At 54.3% G+C, this 18,277-nt stretch carries 13 protein-coding genes; 3 read left to right on the forward strand and 10 right to left on the reverse strand.

Going from position 1 to position 18,277, the window contains the following annotated elements; translation table 11 throughout:
• Window positions 1–106 precede the first annotated feature (106 nt).
• The 3 genes from pyrE to STSP2_RS01930 all read right to left on the reverse strand — a co-directional run bounded on the left by pyrE (window position 107) and on the right by STSP2_RS01930 (window position 3,414).
• Window positions 107–631 (reverse strand): orotate phosphoribosyltransferase, encoded by a 525-nt coding sequence (pyrE, locus tag STSP2_RS01920; protein WP_146659351.1) that lies wholly within the window; start codon window positions 629–631, stop codon window positions 107–109.
• 62 nt (window positions 632–693) lie between these two features.
• Window positions 694–2,127, reverse strand: a complete 1,434-nt coding sequence (purB, locus tag STSP2_RS01925) for an adenylosuccinate lyase (protein WP_146659353.1) — start codon at window positions 2,125–2,127, stop codon at window positions 694–696.
• A gap of 312 nt (window positions 2,128–2,439) precedes the next feature.
• Window positions 2,440–3,414, reverse strand: coding sequence for an aldo/keto reductase (locus tag STSP2_RS01930; protein WP_146659355.1), 975 nt, complete (start codon window positions 3,412–3,414; stop codon window positions 2,440–2,442).
• A 383-nt stretch (window positions 3,415–3,797) separates the two neighbouring features.
• On the opposite strand from STSP2_RS01930, the gene STSP2_RS01935 reads away from it, so the two are divergent.
• Complete coding sequence (locus STSP2_RS01935; RefSeq protein WP_146659357.1) at window positions 3,798–4,769, forward strand: DUF1570 domain-containing protein; 972 nt, start codon at window positions 3,798–3,800, stop codon at window positions 4,767–4,769.
• A gap of 79 nt (window positions 4,770–4,848) precedes the next feature.
• Here STSP2_RS01935 and STSP2_RS01940 read toward each other — a convergent pair whose 3' ends face one another.
• The 3 genes from STSP2_RS01940 to STSP2_RS01950 are packed head-to-tail and all read right to left on the reverse strand — an operon-like array spanning window position 4,849 to window position 7,960.
• The gene (locus tag STSP2_RS01940) at window positions 4,849–5,541 is read right to left on the reverse strand and encodes a site-2 protease family protein (protein ID WP_146659359.1); all 693 of its coding nucleotides are present in this window, start codon (window positions 5,539–5,541) and stop codon (window positions 4,849–4,851) included.
• A gap of 15 nt (window positions 5,542–5,556) precedes the next feature.
• Window positions 5,557–6,555 (reverse strand): NAD(P)/FAD-dependent oxidoreductase, encoded by a 999-nt coding sequence (locus STSP2_RS01945; RefSeq protein WP_146659361.1) that lies wholly within the window; start codon window positions 6,553–6,555, stop codon window positions 5,557–5,559.
• Window positions 6,556–6,583: 28 nt separating this feature from the next.
• Window positions 6,584–7,960, reverse strand: coding sequence for a hypothetical protein (locus STSP2_RS01950; protein ID WP_146659363.1), 1,377 nt, complete (start codon window positions 7,958–7,960; stop codon window positions 6,584–6,586).
• 244 nt (window positions 7,961–8,204) lie between these two features.
• On the opposite strand from STSP2_RS01950, the gene STSP2_RS01955 reads away from it, so the two are divergent.
• Window positions 8,205–8,990, forward strand: a complete 786-nt coding sequence (locus STSP2_RS01955; RefSeq protein ID WP_169852912.1) for a PilZ domain-containing protein — start codon at window positions 8,205–8,207, stop codon at window positions 8,988–8,990.
• Between the two features lie 178 nt (window positions 8,991–9,168).
• Here STSP2_RS01955 and STSP2_RS01960 read toward each other — a convergent pair whose 3' ends face one another.
• From STSP2_RS01960 to STSP2_RS01975, 4 genes are all read right to left on the reverse strand, one after another.
• On the reverse strand, window positions 9,169–10,107 hold the full coding sequence (locus STSP2_RS01960; RefSeq protein ID WP_146659367.1) for a ParB/RepB/Spo0J family partition protein: 939 nt from the start codon (window positions 10,105–10,107) through the stop codon (window positions 9,169–9,171).
• 1,253 nt (window positions 10,108–11,360) lie between these two features.
• Window positions 11,361–12,854 carry a PDZ domain-containing protein gene (locus tag STSP2_RS01965; protein WP_146659369.1) on the reverse strand — a complete coding sequence of 498 codons (1,494 nt, stop codon included), beginning with the start codon at window positions 12,852–12,854 and terminating at the stop codon, window positions 11,361–11,363.
• On the reverse strand, window positions 12,838–14,346 hold the full coding sequence (locus STSP2_RS01970) for a S1C family serine protease (protein ID WP_146659371.1): 1,509 nt from the start codon (window positions 14,344–14,346) through the stop codon (window positions 12,838–12,840). The genes STSP2_RS01965 and STSP2_RS01970 overlap by 17 nt, the downstream gene beginning before the upstream one ends.
• A gap of 104 nt (window positions 14,347–14,450) precedes the next feature.
• A complete protein-coding gene (locus STSP2_RS01975) occupies window positions 14,451–16,397 on the reverse strand; it encodes a protein-disulfide reductase DsbD family protein (protein WP_146659373.1) in 1,947 nt (648 codons plus the stop codon).
• Between the two features lie 461 nt (window positions 16,398–16,858).
• On the opposite strand from STSP2_RS01975, the gene STSP2_RS01980 reads away from it, so the two are divergent.
• Entirely contained in the window at window positions 16,859–17,818 is a 960-nt protein-coding gene (locus STSP2_RS01980) for a glycoside hydrolase family 130 protein (RefSeq protein ID WP_146659375.1), read from the forward strand.
• Window positions 17,819–18,277: the final 459 nt, after the last annotated feature.

Here is an 18,277-nt window from a genome sequence, read left to right on the forward strand (position 1 = left end):
AGATTAAGGGCAAAGCAGTTGATCCGCGCGTGTCTGGAGCCTTGCTGATGCGCCTGCGAACGGACCAACTATTTTTCTGTCTATTATGTGTCGGGCAGAGGTTCGGTCACTCTGTGATGCCGAGGTCCTCTTTTGTCATGATCGAGTCAAAGTCGAAGCCGGCGTCGGTGATGTTTTCGCGAGCGCCCTGCTTGCGGTCGATGACGGAGACGATCTTTTTGACTTTTGCACCTGCGTCGGTGATTATTTTGGCGGCTTCGCAGACCTGGCCACCGGTAGTGGCGATGTCTTCGACGAGCAGTACGACGTCGGTTTCTTTGAGGACGCCTTCGACCATTTTGCTGGTGCCGTAGTCTTTTTTGCTGTTTCGAACGATGATCCAGGGTTTTTCGGCCTGCATCGCGGTGGCTGCTGCGAGTGCGACGCCTCCGAGTTCGGCACCGGCAATGAGGGTTACGTCGTCGGTGACGTATTTTGCGAACTCTTCTCCGAGAGCCTTGAGTATGTCGGGCTGGGTTTCGAAGAGATATTTGTCGAGGTAGTACTTGCTGCGTTTGCCGCTTCTGAGTACGAAGTCGCCTTCGAGGTATGCGACATCCTTGACGCGTTTTACTAGCTGGTCCCTGGTCATCCTGTTCTCCTACAGATACTGATAAAAGAATGTAAAAAGCGGATTCTGTTCAATTTTCCGCACTAAACTTTTAGTTCGACCTGGCGGTCGAGGCTTTGCTGATATTTTGTTCTGATCGGGGTTATTATGTCGGCGATGAACTCGTCGACCTGCTGGGGTGCCCTGCCGATGTAGGCTGAGGGGTCCATGACAGCGTTGAAATCGACTTTTTCGAAGGCGGGGTTTGCCTTGAGGCGGTCGATGAGGTCGTTTGGTTTGCCGTGCTGTTTGACCTGAGCGGCGGCTTCGTGGGAGTGTACACGGATGTGTTCGTGGATGTCCTGGCGGTTGCCCCCTGCTTTTACGGCAGCCATCATGATGTTTTCGGTGGCCATGAAGGGCAGCTCGGAATTTACCCGTGCCTCGATGACCTTGGGGTAGACGACTAGACCCGAGGCGACGTTGATGAGGATTTCGAGTATGCCGTCGGTTGCAAGGAATGCTTCGGCGATGGAGACGCGGCGGTTTGCGGAGTCGTCGAGTGTGCGTTCGAACCACTGTTCGGAGGCGGTCATCGCGGGTGAGGATGCGAGCGAGAGCACGAGGCGGGAGAGGCCCGTAGCGCGTTCGGATCGCATAGGGTTGCGTTTGTATGCCATGGCGGAGGAGCCGATCTGCGATTTTGCGAAGGGCTCTTCCATTTCCTTGAGGTTTGCGAGTAAACGTATGTCGTTGCACATCTTATGTGCGGATTGTGCGACTGAGGCGAGGGCGTTAACGGCGAGGGTGTCGATCTTTCGCTGGTATGTCTGGCCCGTGACGGCGCAGCGTTTTTTAAAGCCGAAGGCGGCGGCGACTTTTTCGTCGAGGGCCTTTACCTTGTCGTGGACGCCGTTGAAGAGGGCGAGGAAGGAGGCCTGGGTGCCAGTGGTGCCTTTTACGCCGCGGAAGGGCATGTTTTCGTCGCGGTATTCGAGTTCTTCGAGGTCCATTGCGAATTCGTATGCCCAGAGGGTGGCGCGTTTGCCGACGGTTGTCAGCTGGGCCGGCTGGTAGTGCGTGAAGCCGAGGGCGGGCATTTCGCGGTATTCGGCGGCGAAATTGCCGAGACGGTCAATGAGGCAGGCGAGTTTTTCGGAGAGAATCCGCAGGCCCTCGCGCATTATGATGAGGTCCGCGTTGTCGCCTACGTAGCAGGATGTGGCGCCGAGGTGGATTATGGGTGCTGCTGTGGGGGCTACATCGCCGAAGGTGTGGACGTGAGCCATTACGTCGTGGCGGAACTTCTTTTCGTATTCGGCAGCCTTGTCGTAGTCGATGTCGTCGAGGTGGGACTGCATTTCCTGGATCTGCTGGTCGGTTATTTCGAGGCCGAGCTCTTTTTCTGCGCGGGCGAGTTCGAGCCAGAGGCGTCGCCAGGTGCCGAACTTTTTGTCGGGGCTGAACAGGGCCGACATTTCCGGTGAAGCGTTTCGCTGAACGAGGGGGCTTACGTAGACGCTGGTATCTTTCGCCATTTTAGTCCTTTTTCGGTTGCGGTCATGTACCGCTAGAATTACCAGAAATCTTGAATTAACAGTAGAGGGAGAACGAGCCCCCTGCTGTTTGTTGACGGTAGGTATGGAATAACCGAAAAAACGCTGATTTTCAAGGATTATCCGGACGTTTCGAGGGGCGGGAGATAGAAAAACGGTCCCGCCTGGTGAGCGAGACCGTTGTATCAGTATTGTTAACCACGGTTTTGCCGCCCTTTCGCATTGGGTGTGCGAGGCCGGGGTTCTATCGCCCTGCCGTTGTCTGGCCAGTCGCAGAATCCTTATTATATGCAGCTATACTGCTGCGTGGAGTTTTTCGTCGTGTTTTTCGAGTATCCGGCTTATCTCCTGCATGTCCTGTTCGCTTATTTCCCAGCTTCCGGCCTTGACGTTGTCGTCAACCTGGTGCGGTTTTCGTGCGCCGACGATGGCGGAAGTGACGTGAGGCTGATTGAAGACCCATGCGATTGCGAGCTGTGCAAGTGTGGCGTGGTTTCGCTGGGCGATTGGTTTGAGCTTTTCGACGAGTTCAAGGTGTATGTCGAGTTTGGGCTGGGCGAAGTCAGAATCGCGGTGCCTGTGGTCGTCGGGCGGGAGCTTGCCTATCTTTTCGGGGGTGTATTTTCCGGTGAGAAGGCCTTTTTGCATTGGGCTGTAGCAAACGACGCCGATGTCGTTTTCGCCGCAGAAAGGCAGGATCTCCTGCTCGATGCTTCGGTCGATCATGCTGTATGGGGGCTGCAGCGATGCGGGTTTTTCGATCTGCATGATGCGTTTTAGTTGGGGGACGGAGAAGTTGGAGACTCCGATGTGGCGGACATCGCCCTTCTTTTTGAGTTTGGCCATGGCTTCCCATGCCTCTTCGATCTTACGGTCGGGCTGTGGCCAGTGCATCTGGTAGAGGTCTATGGTGGAGATTCCGAGGCGTTTGAGTGAGTCGTGACACTCCTTCATAATGCTGTCGGCGTCTAAGTTGTTGTGTTTTCTGCGTTTATCGTCCCAGAGGAGGCCACATTTGGTGGCGATTATGGGGTTCTGGCGGGTTTCTTTTAGTGCCTTGCCGACGATTTCTTCTGAGTGGCCGCAACCGTAGATGGGTGCGGTGTCTATCCAGTTAATTCCTTTTTCTACCGCGTCGACTATAGCGCCGATGGAGTCCTGATCGTCCTGATGCCCCCAGCCGAACTGCCAGGAGCCGCCGATGGCCCAGGTTCCGAGTCCTATTGTGGTCAGTTTGAGATCCGTATCACCTAGCTGTCTGGTTTTCATTGTGAAACCTCCTGAAATTATCAACAATCTGTAGATCTATTCGTATATCATGCTAAGCAGCTAAAGTACTGCTGATCAATGTCCGTACTTCAAGATATTGGTGCGGGTATTTTTTCGCAATAGTAAATAGCTGAGAGAGGGCTTATTTAGTGGTTTTGCTTAGTGCAATTCAGTGATATGATTAAAGGGCACCTCTAACAATTCATTTTGGCGGTCAAGCAAATCTTTTTGATTCCGAGCGGCGTCAGACAAAAACCGCTTTAGCGGCAACTAAAGCTGATTTGTCTTCCTTGTCGGAACGTAAAAATCTTCTACTTGCCGCTCAAAAGCAATTATTAGAGCTACCCTATATTTGACAGTGAGTTGAAACTGAGAGGTTAGTTTTGAAGAAGACAATTTTCACTCTAATTGTATTAAGCGTACTGGTGGTGCAAGCCGGGAGTGCATTTGGAGCTCGCGGGGGCGGCAGGCGGATCAGGGTGGAGCCGGGCGAATTCGTCAGTTACAAAAACAGCATTTGCAGGTTCAGGTTGTGGGGGGTAAGGCTGAGCGAGGAGGTTGAGCGGTCGATCGTGTTCGGCGTGGAACGGATACGGGACACGTATGAGGACACGTTCGAGTTTGAATTCGACGATGATTTCGAGGTGACGATCACTATAATAAGGACGCCGGAGGATTTCAAGGCGTATCAGTTGGCGCAGATCGGGGAGGCGATATCGGAGACGGGGTATTTCAGTGCGTATCACAATGAGACGGTGGTGTGGGCGAACAAGAGTGTTAAAAAGATGATCGGGGTGCTGTTTCATGAGGCGAACCATCTGATGGTGCAGCAGCACATTCCGTATTGTCCGTACTGGATCAACGAGGGGCTGAGTGAGTATTTCGAGGGTTTCAACGTGATCGGTCGGAACAAGCGGGTTTATCTGCAGAATTTACGACATCAGTGGGTCAAGAAGTGGCTTCGCGACGGGTTTCCGATATCGGTCGAGGATTACCTGGGACTCAGTTACAGAGAATGGCAGGAGTTTATGGATGAGAACGTAAACGCTGCTTATACAATGGGTTACTCGCTGGTTTACTTTATGATGTCGCACCCGAAGACGGAGGAACTTCTCAAGGAGATTTTGTGGGAGCTTAAGGAGAAAAAGGGGTTGGCGAACTCGGTGCGGGTGGTGAACGAGACGTATCCGGGGGGGATGAGGAGGTTCGAACTGCACTGGAAGAGGTGGATACCGCGGGCGAGGCCTTATCGACCGTTGCGGGTTCTGAGGGAGAGGCGGAACGAGAAGATCCTTGAGGAGGCTAAGGAAGACGAAGAAAAGCAGGAGGAGCGGGCGCAGGCTGACGAGGAGTGAGGCGGGTTATGCGCGGTAAGCTGCTTCGGCTTTTGCCGGGTGGGAGTATGTTTCGAGCCACGAAACCGGGTTTTTAGTATCATAAGCCGGGGTATAGGAAGCTGACGGCGAGTGCATAGACAGGCGGGAAGATGAAATCCATCGACATCCATGCCATGATCAGGCCGAACAGCGCGATGCCGGGCTGGTGGATAAAGGACTGGTATTTTTCTGCGGTGGCGCGGTCGAGGAAGAGTCCGACAATCGCGGTGCCGTCGAGGGGCGGGACGGGAAGGAGGTTGAAAGTCGTGAGGACGATATTGAGCGAAAAGCATATGCTGAGCATGTTTGCGGCGCCGTTTGCGAGGGTGCCGGCATCGGCGGTGACGATGGTGCTGAAGCCGAGTTCGGATATGCTGGGCTGGTTGAAGAAGCCTGCGGCGATGCCGATGTGGATCAGGGCGGCGCTGACGAGGATGAGCAGGAGGTTGCTGGCTGGGCCGGAAAGGGACATGAGGGCGGCTTTTTTGTGGTTGCGACCTGCCCAGTATGGGTCGATGGGAGTGGACGCCCAGCCGATCATCCAGCCGTTGAAGAGGAAGGAGACGATCGGGACGACGATCATGCCGAAGGGTTCGCGGGCGATGTGGGGGATGGGGTGCAGGGTGACCTGGCCGCCCTGGTAGGCGGTTCGGTCGCCGAATTTCATTGCTGTGAAGGCATGGGCGGCTTCGTGGAAGCTTGCCGAGAGGACGAAGACCACGTACCACGCCAGACCGAGGGAAATATCCAAAATTGAGCCTTTCTACTACCAGGTACCGGGTGTGAGTGAGTCGAAGGCGGGCATGTCCCACCATTTCGGGTCGCGGCAGAAGCTTTTCATTGCCATGGCGGCTGCTACACCGTCGCCGACCGCGGTCGCGAGCTGCATGGGTGCGTCTACACGGCAGTCTCCGGCGACGAAAACGCCCGGCATTGCGGTGCGGAGGAAGACGGGGTCGCAGCGCAGGAAGCCGGACTCGGTAACTTCGAAGGTGTCCTTGAGGAAGTCGGTGTTTGGGACTGTGCCGATGAAGATGAAGACGCCGTCGCAGTCGAGTTCGGAGGTTTCTTCGGTTTTGACGTTCTGTATGGTGGCGGATTCGACCTTGTCTGTGCCGTTGATGGAGGTGCAGACAGAGTCGAGGACGAGTTTTATGTTGCCGTCGGAGGAGTTTACGTTGTCCATGAGCTCTTCGACGAGGACGGGGGTGGCGCGGAATTCCTGTCGGCGGTGGACGAGTGTGACCTCGGCGGCGAATTTTGCGAGGTGGATGGTTTCTTCGACCGCGGTGTTGCCGCCGCCGACGGCGATGACCTTTTTGTCGCGGAAGAAGGGGGCGTCGCAAGTGCCGCAGTAGCTGACGCCTGCGCCTGCCTGGCGGAACTTTTCTTCCCCGGGGACGCCGAGTTTGCGGAATGAGCTGCCGGGCGAGAGAATTACGCAATGGGCGAGGAACGGGCCCTCGGTGGTGTCGAGGCGGGTGTTGCCGTCGTCAAGTTTGGTTATTTCGGTGACTTCTACGCCGGATTTGAGTTCGGCGCCGAAGTTTTGAGCCTGTTCGAGCATTTTCATGACGAGATCGGGGCCGGAGATTCGGTCGTAGCCGGGGTAGTTCTCGATGCGGTCGGTGACTGTGATCTGGCCGCCGGGGTATTGTTTTTCGAGCATGAGGGTGCTTTTTCGGTCGCGGGCGGTGTAGATGGCGGCTGCGAGGCCAGCGGGGCCAGCGCCTACTATTATGCAATCGTATACTTTGTCGCTCATGATAGTCCTTCCTGTGTCGTAATCTTTATTATATCTTTGTTACCGGTTTGAGTATCTGCCGGATGGTTTCGGCCTGGTTTGGTGTTACGTTTTCGAGTAGCTCTTTGCGGTCGGCCTTGATCCATGTAACCGTGTCCGGCATAAGCTGCTGCTGCAGTATCAAGTCCTTATCGTTATTATAGTAGAAGCGAAGCGGGGTGCCATTGCCATGTGTGAAATCGACGGCGATGCCGTAAGAAATGTCGGGGTGGTCGTCGGTGGGCAGCTCGACGGGAGGGATCTGGGAAAGCTGGGCCGGGGCGATCCAGCCCTGGGTTGTGAGAATTTCGAGCATGATCCGGTCGTATTGGCTGTCGAGGAGAAAGCGGGCTGCGGAGGTCAGGAACAGCTCGGGCAGGGTTGCCGGTGAGAGTGTCAATTCAGTTTGTTTGCCCTGCAGGCGGCGGGGTCCGGAGAGGTAGGTGAGCGTAAGCTGGTTGAAGTCCTTGAGTTCGAGGGCGGTCTGGCCGGGCCTGCGGTCGGCGCCGTTCTGATATTGGGATCTCCAGGAGAACGATTCGAGCGAGTCGGCGAATCTGAACTCGTGATGTTCGGAGAGTGATCCTTTTTCCATGGAAATCGACATCATGCCCTGGCCGGTGACGGTGGCGGTTGGTTGTTGTGACTCATAGTCGAATGACATTACAGAAAAGCCGCGGATGTTTTTGAGCTTGGCGTCTTCGGGTTGAGAAATGCGGTAGATGCTGTCGAGGCTGGGGCCCAGGTCGGTGAGAAGGAGCCTGTGCAGGCCGGATTCGCGGATCTGCGAGATGAATTGCTCGCCCTGCCGAACATTTTCGGGAGCAGTGTACTTTGCGGACTGGATAAGTTTATTGAAAAGGTCCGTAGCGACCTTGGGCTGAGCGATGGCCTCGATGGTGAGGGTCAGGCTGCGATTGGAGGGCAGGGATGCGGCGGCGATGATGGTATCGGGAGAGCGGCCAGAAGTGGAAAGCTGCGCCCAGGCGAAATCGAGTGAGCCGACGGTGATGGTGCCCTTTTCTGTAATGTTGCCGGGATCAGGACCAAGTTTGTTTTGTAATCTTTGGGAAGCCGACAGGTCACCGGCTGCGAGGGCATAGGTCCAGTGTGCCATTGTGTCAATTTTGTTGCCCATGCGGATGCCTGCGAGCGTTTCGAATCTGTTGGTTTCGGGGTCGAACTGCCATTTATATGGGCTCTGCCATGCGCGGCCCTTTGGTAGAGATACCGAGAGGCCGGACTGGAAAAGCGGAATTGGGTCAGTCAGGCGTATTTTGTTTGTCGAGACAGTCACGACGGAAGCGAGGATCAGCCCGATGATGAACAGGGCAAGCATTGCGATCTGTGAAACTGCCGTCTTTTTTTGTCCGTGATCTGTAAACATTTGACAAATCATACGTTGAAAACTGCGTTTTTGCAATAGGGACTTGTGAAATCGGAACGGAGGGGAAGTTTTGGTGAGGAGAATCACAGTTTGAGTTAAGAATCGGCTAACTTTTGGTCGATTCTGAAAGAGGTGCACTGGGTATTTTCCCGGCTGAATTAAAAACCGCAACTTGACTTGCCCCTGCATCAACTGTTTTGTAAATTTTTCAATGCAAACTAAACAGAATTGGAACGGGGGAACCATGAATAGCAGTGAAATCCTGACCAGCGATGAGCTTATGGACGTGCTCGCACAGGCGGCAGAGGACCAGCGCGAGGCGACGATGAGCTATTTAAGCGGCGGTAAATGGCATGTGCTCGAGGTTCGGCTGTGCTTTTGCAGCAGCGAGGTTCTGCATGTCGAGGCGGCTGAGCGCAGTAATTCGGTAGCTTATATCCAGATTGATCAGCCCGTTGGGATCTCTTTTGAGAAGGATTTTTGCAAATACGTTTTTGAGACGTCTGTGGCGGGATATCAGACGGGAATAAACAGCGGTCTGGCGGGTCGTGCGATACTTTTGAGGCCCGACCGGGTGGAAAAACTGCAGCGGAGAGCTTATTATCGGGCCCAGGTTCCTGCTGATATGCGTGTGAAGGCGTTATTCTGGCATCGTGGATATACGAACAATGATGTTGAGATACCTGCGGAGAATTACTGGGAGGGGCATATGCTTGATCTGTCGGCGGGAGGTACGCTGATCGAAGTGGATGAGCGACTGAGGGACAATTTCAAAGAGGGGCAGCTTGTGGGGGTTCAGTTTACGCCCAAACCTTACGCTAAACCTTTCTTGCTGGAGGGGCTTTTGCGACATATTGGCGAAGAATGGAATGGACAGGTGCGCCTTGGTGTGGAGTTTCTGGGCCTGGAGGCCAGTGCAGAGGGTCGCGAGACGCTTAGACGGCTGGTTGAGGTTGTAGAGGAGTATCGCGAGGCCGAGAATGCACAGGAGTGCGGGCCGGTCGTTGCGGGGGATGAAACGGCTGTCTAGCAGACGCTTCAGGAAGCATAACCTGATATGATCCTAAGAATACCGGCGAGGAAGGACTTTGCCCCCCCCTGCCGGTGGATATTTCCTGATTGCGATGGCGTGTTCGGTGCGCAAAAACGCCACTGATTATCGGACCATGCAAGCACCATGCCCTATGCTGCGGCCTGGTACGGAGACGCTAGTTCTGTTCGTCTCGGGAGAGGCCGAGGATCTCGGTCAGGCGGTCGAATTCATCCAGGGAATAGAAATCGATCGTTATCTTGCCGCGTTCGCCCTTCTTGCGGGCCTTGATGCTGACTTTGGTGCCGAGGACGCTGCGCAGTTGCTTTTCGAGGTCTGTTATATGGGCGGGCTTTTCGGATTTTTCGGGCTTGGGCTTATCGCCTTCCAGGTGCTTGCGGACGAGGCGTTCGACTTCGCGGACGCTGAGCCGCCCTGCCAGGGCTCGGTTTGCGAGCTTGCGGCGGAGTTCGTCGGTCGGGAGCGAAAGGATAGCTCGGGCATGGCCCATGGATAGCTGGCCGTTGACGAGCATTTCATGTATCTCTTTCGGTAAGTCCAGCAGGCGCAAGTGGTTAGCGATCACAGAGCGGTTTTCACCGAGGCGTTCGGCTGCCTGGGACTGGGTGAGGTTGAATGAGGCGATGTATCGCTGGTACGCATGGGCGCGTTCAATGGGGTTGAGGTCGCTGCGGTGGATGTTTTCTACGAGGGCGATCTCGAGCATTTCTTCGTCGGTGACGTCACGGACGATGGCGGGTATTTCTTCGAGTTCAGCCATCTGGGAGGCGCGAAGGCGGCGTTCTCCTGCGATGAGCTCGAAATGGCCGTTGTTTTTGCGAAGAAGAATGGGCTGTATAACGCCGTTGGCCTTGATGGAGGAAGCAAGCTCGGCAAGTTGCTCTTCGTCCCAGACGGTGCGAGGCTGGTAGGGATTGGCCTTTATGCGGCCAAGTGATACCTTCTGAACTGATTCGCCAGCAGGTTTATCGGGCTCAGCGGGCGTTATAGGACCAACGGCAGGGTTGCTCTTTTGCTGTTTTGTGGTGCTTACGGGACCGCCGAGGAGCGAGTCAAGTCCCCTGCCGAGACGTTTTTGCGGTGCTTTTTTTGCCATTTGCTCTTCCCCTTAATATGTATTGCCTTATGTATAGGTTATTTGCTGAAAGCTTTTTTACCACATAAACGCCCTACCAGCCAGTGAAAACAGCGGATAATGTTCTGTTTCACGTGAAACATTCTTTGGCAGCTTTTCGGACTCCGGACGGTAGGTCGGTGAAACTTTAAAAGCGTGATTATTCTAATCACGATATTGTCATTTTGAAGCCAGTGTGTTCCACGTGAAACATCAGGAATGCCAATTGCTAAAATTTACCACTGAATGAACGTACATCTCAACCTGGCCCTCATGAATATGATGAGTTCTTATACCGCGCAACGATGGCGATCGACTCGTCATATCTGTCGGCGGCCCGCGTATTAACATCACCTTCTGGATGGCGAGCAGCAGACGAAGAATCAAAGCTTATTAGATGGTAAGACCTCGCCAGGATAAGCTTGCAAGAATGTCGGCTGAAAATTTTGCATTGAATGATAGAGGCTGATCTCGATAGTTGAAGGTCGATCTAGTAGTGGAGATTTGCAAATCTGATCGAGGAGCTTCAGAAAAACGTGGAGATATTGAAAGCAACGCAAAACGAATAGCAGGGGGTTAGATTCAGGGCTAATACATGCGGATACGGAACTGCTGTCGAAGCAGAATTTAAAACTCAGCACAAAAGTTGTTAATATGGCAAGTTTGGTAGTTATATATCATACATGTGTTTGTGCGGATGTAAATTGCGACTCTATTTTTATTGAGAGGCCGGGTTATTTGTGTTAATTAGCGTGCCCTTATCGGACAGTGCTGCCAAGAGGCCACATAAGTGCCTCTGTCACAGAGACTTACAGAGGGAGGCGACATTTACTAACAGGTAAAAACTGCGGTTAAATTTGCCTGATTTGGCTGTAAGTTGGAGGCTTGGCCGCTAAATGACCATTGCAGGCCTTGATCTAATATATTATACCCAGATACAACCAGGTAGCTGGTGGGGAAAGTTTAATTAGGCAGGTGCAAATTTAATGGTGCCTGTCCCGAATTAATAGATGGTGATATACATGGTGCGGGATCAATTGGTCTTTTATGCGGGTGATTCTGCTGCTGCGTCAGGTCGGTTAGTCAGTGTAACATAGCGATGTCATTCGTACGTTGGTTTGCTGCTGGTCATTATTACATCGCGCAGAAAAAAGGGACAGGTGGTTGGTGTTTAACCGGTGCCTGTCCCTATTTTGTGTTGGGCTGGTTTTCTGCTGCTTGCAGCTTATGTTATGTCAGTTGACATTCTGTTGCTGGGTGACGCCGAATCTCTGGGCGATCATCATGTCGGCTGTTTTTGCCTGATCGCGCGGGATGACGACTGTGGGGTTGTCCTGTTCAAATTCGATAACGTCGTGCTGGGCGTCGGGGTTGAGTTGGAACGCTGAGACGAAGTCCTGCATCGACTCGATCGTCCTGCCGTTGACGGATTTGACGATCTTGCCGCGTAGGTCGTGATAGCCGAGGTTGACCTGGTGGGGCAGGACGAAGCTGAGCATGATGACATCCTGGCGATCTTCGGTAGGTGAGAAAGCCGTGTCGCGGTAGTAGTTGTAAATGTGCGGTGTGATCTTGCCCGCAAAGTCGTCGCCCCACATCTGCATGTACGGGCGGGTGAGTTTCTGGAAGACGAATCCTGCGGTTACGAAGTACTCTGGCTGCATGCCGTACTCATAGTAGGGAACGAGCATGTCCTGGGCGGTGAATTTTTCGGCAGGAGCGCTGAGCGTGATCTTCTTGCCATCACGCCAGAGGGTGAATTCGATGTTGTCGCCAACCGGGGTTTCGGCAAAAATCTGTGCCATCTGGATGCGTCCGTAGGTAGGGTGTTCGTATCGGCCGTAGGCGTTCATCGCGAGGCCGTTGATGGCGAGAATCACATCACCCTGTTCGAGGGTGTCGCTGCCTGTGCCGAGGGTGTAGACGTCGTTGACGTAGACGCCGTTGTCTTCACCGTCGGGCATGTCGAGATAGTTTCGCATGGCGGGATCGATAAGTTTTGTAATGGAGAAACCGACCGAGCCGAAGCCTTTGTATTCGCCGTCTCGTGCGTCCGCAAGGAAGCGGTCGATGATCTGTGTTGGGATGACGCCGGTTTCTTTGGAGTCGCCGTCGGACCAGCACGCCAGGCCGACAGGTTTTTCGTCGAGACAATAGAGTCTGCCGCGGGAGTCCGTGTTGGACGTGTTGCCGATGATGTAGTTGAGCATCGATGTGTAGGATGCGGGGGCCTTGTAGACGTCTGCGCGGTCGATGTAGCCGCGGCCTGTTTTGTGTCGTCCGCCGGCGGTTAGCCAGTGGGAGCTTACGGATGCGCCTTTTGCGTAATCGTTGGAGAAGGTCACTGGCGTTAACGGTGCGTCCATCTCTTCCCTGTCGAGTTCGAGCAGGGCGAGGTCGATCTCGTAATCTACAACCTTGACGGTTGCTGGTACAAATTCGTTACGGCCGTGCAGACGTGCCTTGATGTGTGCAGTGTCGGTGACGTTCCATGCGGTCGTGAGGACCTCGTATGGACCGACAGCGCATGCGTAGCCGTAGCTGCTGGACATCGTCGCTTTTTTCCAGGGCTGCATGTTTTCGTATGCGCTGGATGTTATCTCAAGAAACAGAAGCGACTTCTCGATGCCTTCTGCTGCATCCTCAGAGGTATTCGGCTGTGCGAGCAGTGTTGACTGGATGAGCAGCAGGGCGGCTATGATTGTAAGTACTTTATGATTTAGCTTCATGGGTTTCCTCCAGATTGCTTTGCTTGGTGACATTATAATTTGAGCGAATCTTAGAATCGCGTGCAGCGGCTTCGGGGTAGTCGAGAATCAGCGGAGTCGGCTGGCCCATGAATTTGATGGTGAGGAAGTCGCCGCTTTTTGCGATGGCAGTTGGTACGTCTTCGAGGCTCATAATGGGTTGGTCGTTGATCGATTTGATTACCTTGTCGACGAAGTCGTCGGTGTATGAATTGACGTTGTCGGTGAGAACCTGCGAGAGGACGACGTAGTCATCGCGGTCGGGATTGTCATTGAGCTCGCGCGAGTCGATGAAGAGATAGCGGAGCGTGTGGGGGACCTTGCTGATCCATCGGCCGCCCCAGCTTTCGAGATAGTTACGCGAGATGGGTACGAATGTCAGGCCGGCGAAGACGTGGTAGCGCGGGGCCTTGTCGAACTGTCGGCTGTATGCGATGACTGGTTCGTCGAGGCCGACGGTTACGTTTTTTGTATGCTGTTCACCGTCGCGGTAGAAGGTCAGGTCGATGGTTTCGCCGATCTGTTTTTGTTCTATGGCTTCGGCCATGTTGAGTGTGAGGCCGTGGATCTTTATCATGCCATCGTTGTCGATGTCGTAGTCGTCGATCTTTGTGATGACGTCGTTTTCCTGGAGGATGTCTTCGGCGGTGGAGTTGAGCAGTACGGATGTGACGACGAGGCCCTCTGTGCCTTCGGGTATGCCGAGGTAGTCGGCGTATGCGGGGTTGTGCAGGCCGGTGAAAGTGGAGACGCCGAGATTGCCGAAGCCGTCGTATGTGCCGTCTTCGCAGTCAGCGAGGAAGTGGCGGATTACGGTGGTGGGGATCATGTAGCCGATGTTGTCGGCGTTGGTCATGCCCTGGAACGCGACGCCGACGACTTTGCCGTCCTGCATGACGGGTCCGCCGGAGTTGCCGGGGTTGATGGCTGCGTCGGTCTGGACCTGAAGGTGCTGGTCGGCCTGGGAATGGCTGTAGACGCCCATTTGTATTCGGCTGACGACGCCTTCGGTGGTCGAGATATGCTGGCCGCCCATTGGGAAGCCGAGTGTCTGGACTGTTGAATTTTCCGCGGGTATGTCGCCGATGGGCAGGGGGGTTATGCCTTCGTAGAAAGTCGGGTCGTCGATCTGCAGGATGGCGAGGTCGCAGTCGTGACCGGCGAATGCGACTTTTGCGATGTAGCGTTTGGCCTGGTCGCGTTTTTTGACCTGGACGTAGCGATGGTTGGCGACGTTGTGGGCGTTGGTGAGAATGCGGTTGCCGTCGATGACGAAGCCTGTGCCGACGCCCTGCTGCATCATTTCCTGTTTCCAGGGGGTGACGTAGTTGTAGTCCTGCTTGACGACGCGGATCATGACGACTGCGTCCTTGGGGTCGGCGGTGTCGAAGATGCTTGGTGCGGCGTGAAGCAGGGGGGCGGCTGTGAGTATGGCCGCGAGCGCGAAAAACAACAATTTGGTGGGGGTTTTCATGAAATGCTCTCCAAAAACAATAAAGCGAATCTTTTAGCCAGTATGTACGAGCAGGCAGAGATCCCGTTACGGAATCTCTGCAAATTATCGTGGGATTTTTCGGGTTAGAGGCCTTCGAGGATTTCGGTCAGTTCGGACTTGTCGAATATGCCGAACAGGTCGATCTTTTCGCCATCGGGCAGGAGTACGAGAGTCATCGGGACGAAGCCGCGGCTGTAACCGTAAGTACTTTTAAGACCGATAGTTGCGGGCATGTCGCTGGTCGTCGTATCGCCGAGGATCGGTAGTACGCCCTTTTTATTGATCAGTTTTGCTACCTCTGGGTCCTTGTAGACCTGCTTGTTGACGACCTTGCAGTTGGAACACCAGTCGGCGGTGAATTTGATGAGGACGGGTTGGCCGTCTTCGAGTGCGGAATCGATCTTTGCCTGGTCGTATTCCTGCCATTCAACGATGGATTTGGTCTGGGGGAGGAATATGAAGGCGAAAATGACCGCGAGGGCGACGGCGGCAATCCTTATTATGTACTTTTTGGTTTTAGGGGTGCTATAAGAGACCCATGAGCCCCACATCCAGACGGCGAAGCTGAGAACGACCGCGTATTTCAGTACTGATATCAGCATTTCCTTGGGCAGGGCGGGGAGCATGAGTTTTACTGCGATGAAGATGAGCAGGAAGCCGACTGCCTTTTTGAAGTAGTCCATCCAGTTGCCGGGCTTTGGTATGCGGTCCAGCAGGGCGGGGAACAGGATCAGCAGGGCGTATGGGACGGCCATGCCGATACCCATCAGGAGGAACGTAAGTATATTAATAGCAATGGTTTGCGTCTGAGTCCAGACGAGGACGAAGGCGAGTATCGCACCTGTACAGGGGATTGAGAGGACGGCTGCCAGGAAGCCCATGCCGATCGAGCCTGCGAAGCCTGAACCCGAGGAGGATTTCTGACTTACCGATGCTGGGAGGCCTATCTGGAAGAGGTCAAACATGAACAGGCCGAAGACGATCATGGCAAGGAACACGGTCGCGGTGACTGCGGGGTAGCGAAGGTAGTCGCTCATGGAGATGACCGTGCCGGTTGCGAGCTGGATAATGGCAGAAAATGCGGCAAAAGCAACGAAAAACAGGACAATTCCGCCGCAAAACGCCGCTCCAAGGGCTAGTCTGCGGGAAGGATGTTCCTTTGCCTGCTGTATTAGTCTCATGATGATGATGGGGATTATGGGCAGGACGCAGGGCATGATGTTGAAGCTCATGCCGCCGAGCAGGGCGAGCAGGAGCATGATGGGCAGGGAATAATTTGTTTCGAGCGCGCCTTTTTTGTCCGGCTTGGCGGTTTGATCCTTTTCGAGGGCGGCTTTTTCGGTTTCTTCGCCGGAGGGGGCAGCTTCGTCGGTGTCGGGTTCGGCAGCGGCGGCGTCTTCGTCGTCGTCCTCGTCTTCAGCTTCATCGGCGGGCTGAGCGGCTTTTTCGCCGGATCCTTTTGGGGATGCGACGGGCTTTTCGAGGGTTGCCGGGTCGGTGCCCTTGACCTCTATCTCCTTGAAGGTGCTGAGGTTAGCGAAATCTATCTCGATCTTTTCCTGGTATTCGAAGGGTCGGAAGCATATGTCGGAGGTGCATGCCTGGCCGGCGATCTTTACGGTGATCTCCTTTTTGCCCTCGGGGAGCGCAGCGGCCGGGATGAATGTCTTAAAATTGCCTACGTAAACGGGGACGTTTTTCTGCAGGCCCGCATCGTAGAAGGACTTGGCAGGGGGCATTACTGCTGGGGCGAACTCCGCGCCGGGTGCGGAGGCGGAAACTTCCAGGATGATCCCGGCGGGGGAGTTTTCTTTTTCGGCGTAATAGTGCAGGTCCTCGCTGCCCTTGAATTCGACGGCGATGCCTGGTACTTCGCCGAAGACGGCTGGGTATATGGTGGCGTTGGAGAATTCGCCTTCACCTTGAGCTACTGTAAGGGTCTTTTGTACCGGAAACGCGTTCTGTGCGAGCAGCAGCAGACACAGCATCAATGCGTAAACGGAGAGCAGTGGAGAGTGTTTTCTGGACATTTTTTTGATCCTCTTAGATTCGGTTTTGCACGTTGATTTGGCTGATATACGGTATGACGATTATCAGCGTTCGACTTTTTCATAAAGAGGGCTGGTTTTGTTCGCGATCTAGACAAAACTTTTCGGCGATTATTTTCGAGCGATTTCAAAGGCGTTTTTGATAACAGCCGTAAGAGGCCGGCCGGTCAGTATAAACAGGTATGGATAGTTTAAGCTGTCGTGGATGAATCGCAATGAGATTCTGATATTTTGGAAGGGTGAAATGACTGAGTTTTTGAGCTTGACGCGCGGGTGGGGAATGGTATTATTGAGGATATAGCGGAAAGGCAATTTTGTGTTGCGGCAGTTACGGTGGGAGTTATGACCGAAAAGCTGCTTTCCGTTTTTAAGGTCGCACCAGGGTACGGGTCCCGACGGCTTGTATCTAACGATGTTGGTCAGATTGCTCAGGAGGCGTTGCGATGGCATCATTCGGCAGGGAGAAACTGGCGCAGACACTTTTCAGGCGTTACGACGGCAACCCCATTTTGACGGTTGAGAACTGGCCCTACCCCATCAATTCCGTGTTCAACCCGGCGGCTACAAGATTCAAGGGCGGTATTATGCTTTTGAACCGGGTGGAAGATCTGCGGGGGTTTTCGCATTTGACGACGGCGTTCAGCCGGGACGGGCTTTCGAACTGGGAGATCGACGATTTTCCCACGATGATGCCGGAAAGTACGACGGAGGAGCAGACGTTCGGGCTGGAGGACCCTCGGATCGTCTGGCTGGAAGAGCAGCAGCAGTATGCCATCGTGTATACTTCGTTCAGCGAAGGCGGGGCGGTGGTTTCGCTGGCGATCACGAAAAATTTCAAGACTTTTGCGCGGCTGGGCGGGATGGTTCCGCCGGAGGATAAGGATGCGTGTCTTTTCCCGAGACGGTTTAACGGGCGATTCGCGCTGATTCACAGGCCGATCGTGCGGGGCGAGGCGCATATATGGATGAGTCTGTCGCCGGACCTGAAGCACTGGGGTGATCACCGGGTTCTGCTGCATACGAGGCACGGATACTGGGACGGTGCAAGGATCGGGCTGGGCTGTCAGCCGATCGAGATACCGGAGGGGTGGCTGATATTTTATCATGGCGTGAGGCGGACGACGGCGAATCAGATATACCGGATGGGAATCGCACTGCTGGACAAGGAGATGCCCTGGAAGGTATTGAGGCGGAGTGAGGAGTGGGTGCTCGGGCCGCGGGAAATGTATGAGCGGATCGGTGATGTGGGGGACGTGACGTTCGTCAGCGGTGCGGTCGTGCATGAGGAGACGAATGAGCTGTTCCTTTATTATGGTGCGGCGGACGACAAGGTAGCGGTGGCGATTGCGGATATGGATCGGCTGCGGGAATATGTCATGAAGTGCCCGGAGGTTTATGAGTGAGTGCGGCATGGTGGTCGCGAATATTTAGGGGAATTCGCTTTTTGATGCTGTGGGGGCGGTTTTTGTGTGACGTTTCCGCGCCATGATCATTCTTACTAACTTGATGCCTTGGGCATGTTCTGGACGTGCATGCGCACCCGTTATGTTCTCTGGATCCCGGCTCGGAGGCCGGGATGACAGCTAGTGGCGAGGTTGTCATGAGTTGGTTGTGACTGAGTAGATTTGCGCCATGGGTATATTATATGGATTGATCGTAGGGCATGTTCTGGACGTGCATGCGCACTCGTTATGTTCTCTGGTCCGCCTGAGGCGGATGACAGCTAGTGGCGATGTTGTCATGAGTCGGTTGTCACTGAGTAGATTTGCGCCATGGGTATACTATATGGATTGATCGTAGGGCATGCGCACTCGTTTTGTTCTCTGGTCCGCCTGAGGCGGATGACAGCGGGGCGGGAAGGC

It is taken from the genome of Anaerohalosphaera lusitana (genome assembly GCF_002007645.1).
GTDB classification, from domain to species: domain Bacteria; phylum Planctomycetota; class Phycisphaerae; order Sedimentisphaerales; family Anaerohalosphaeraceae; genus Anaerohalosphaera; species Anaerohalosphaera lusitana.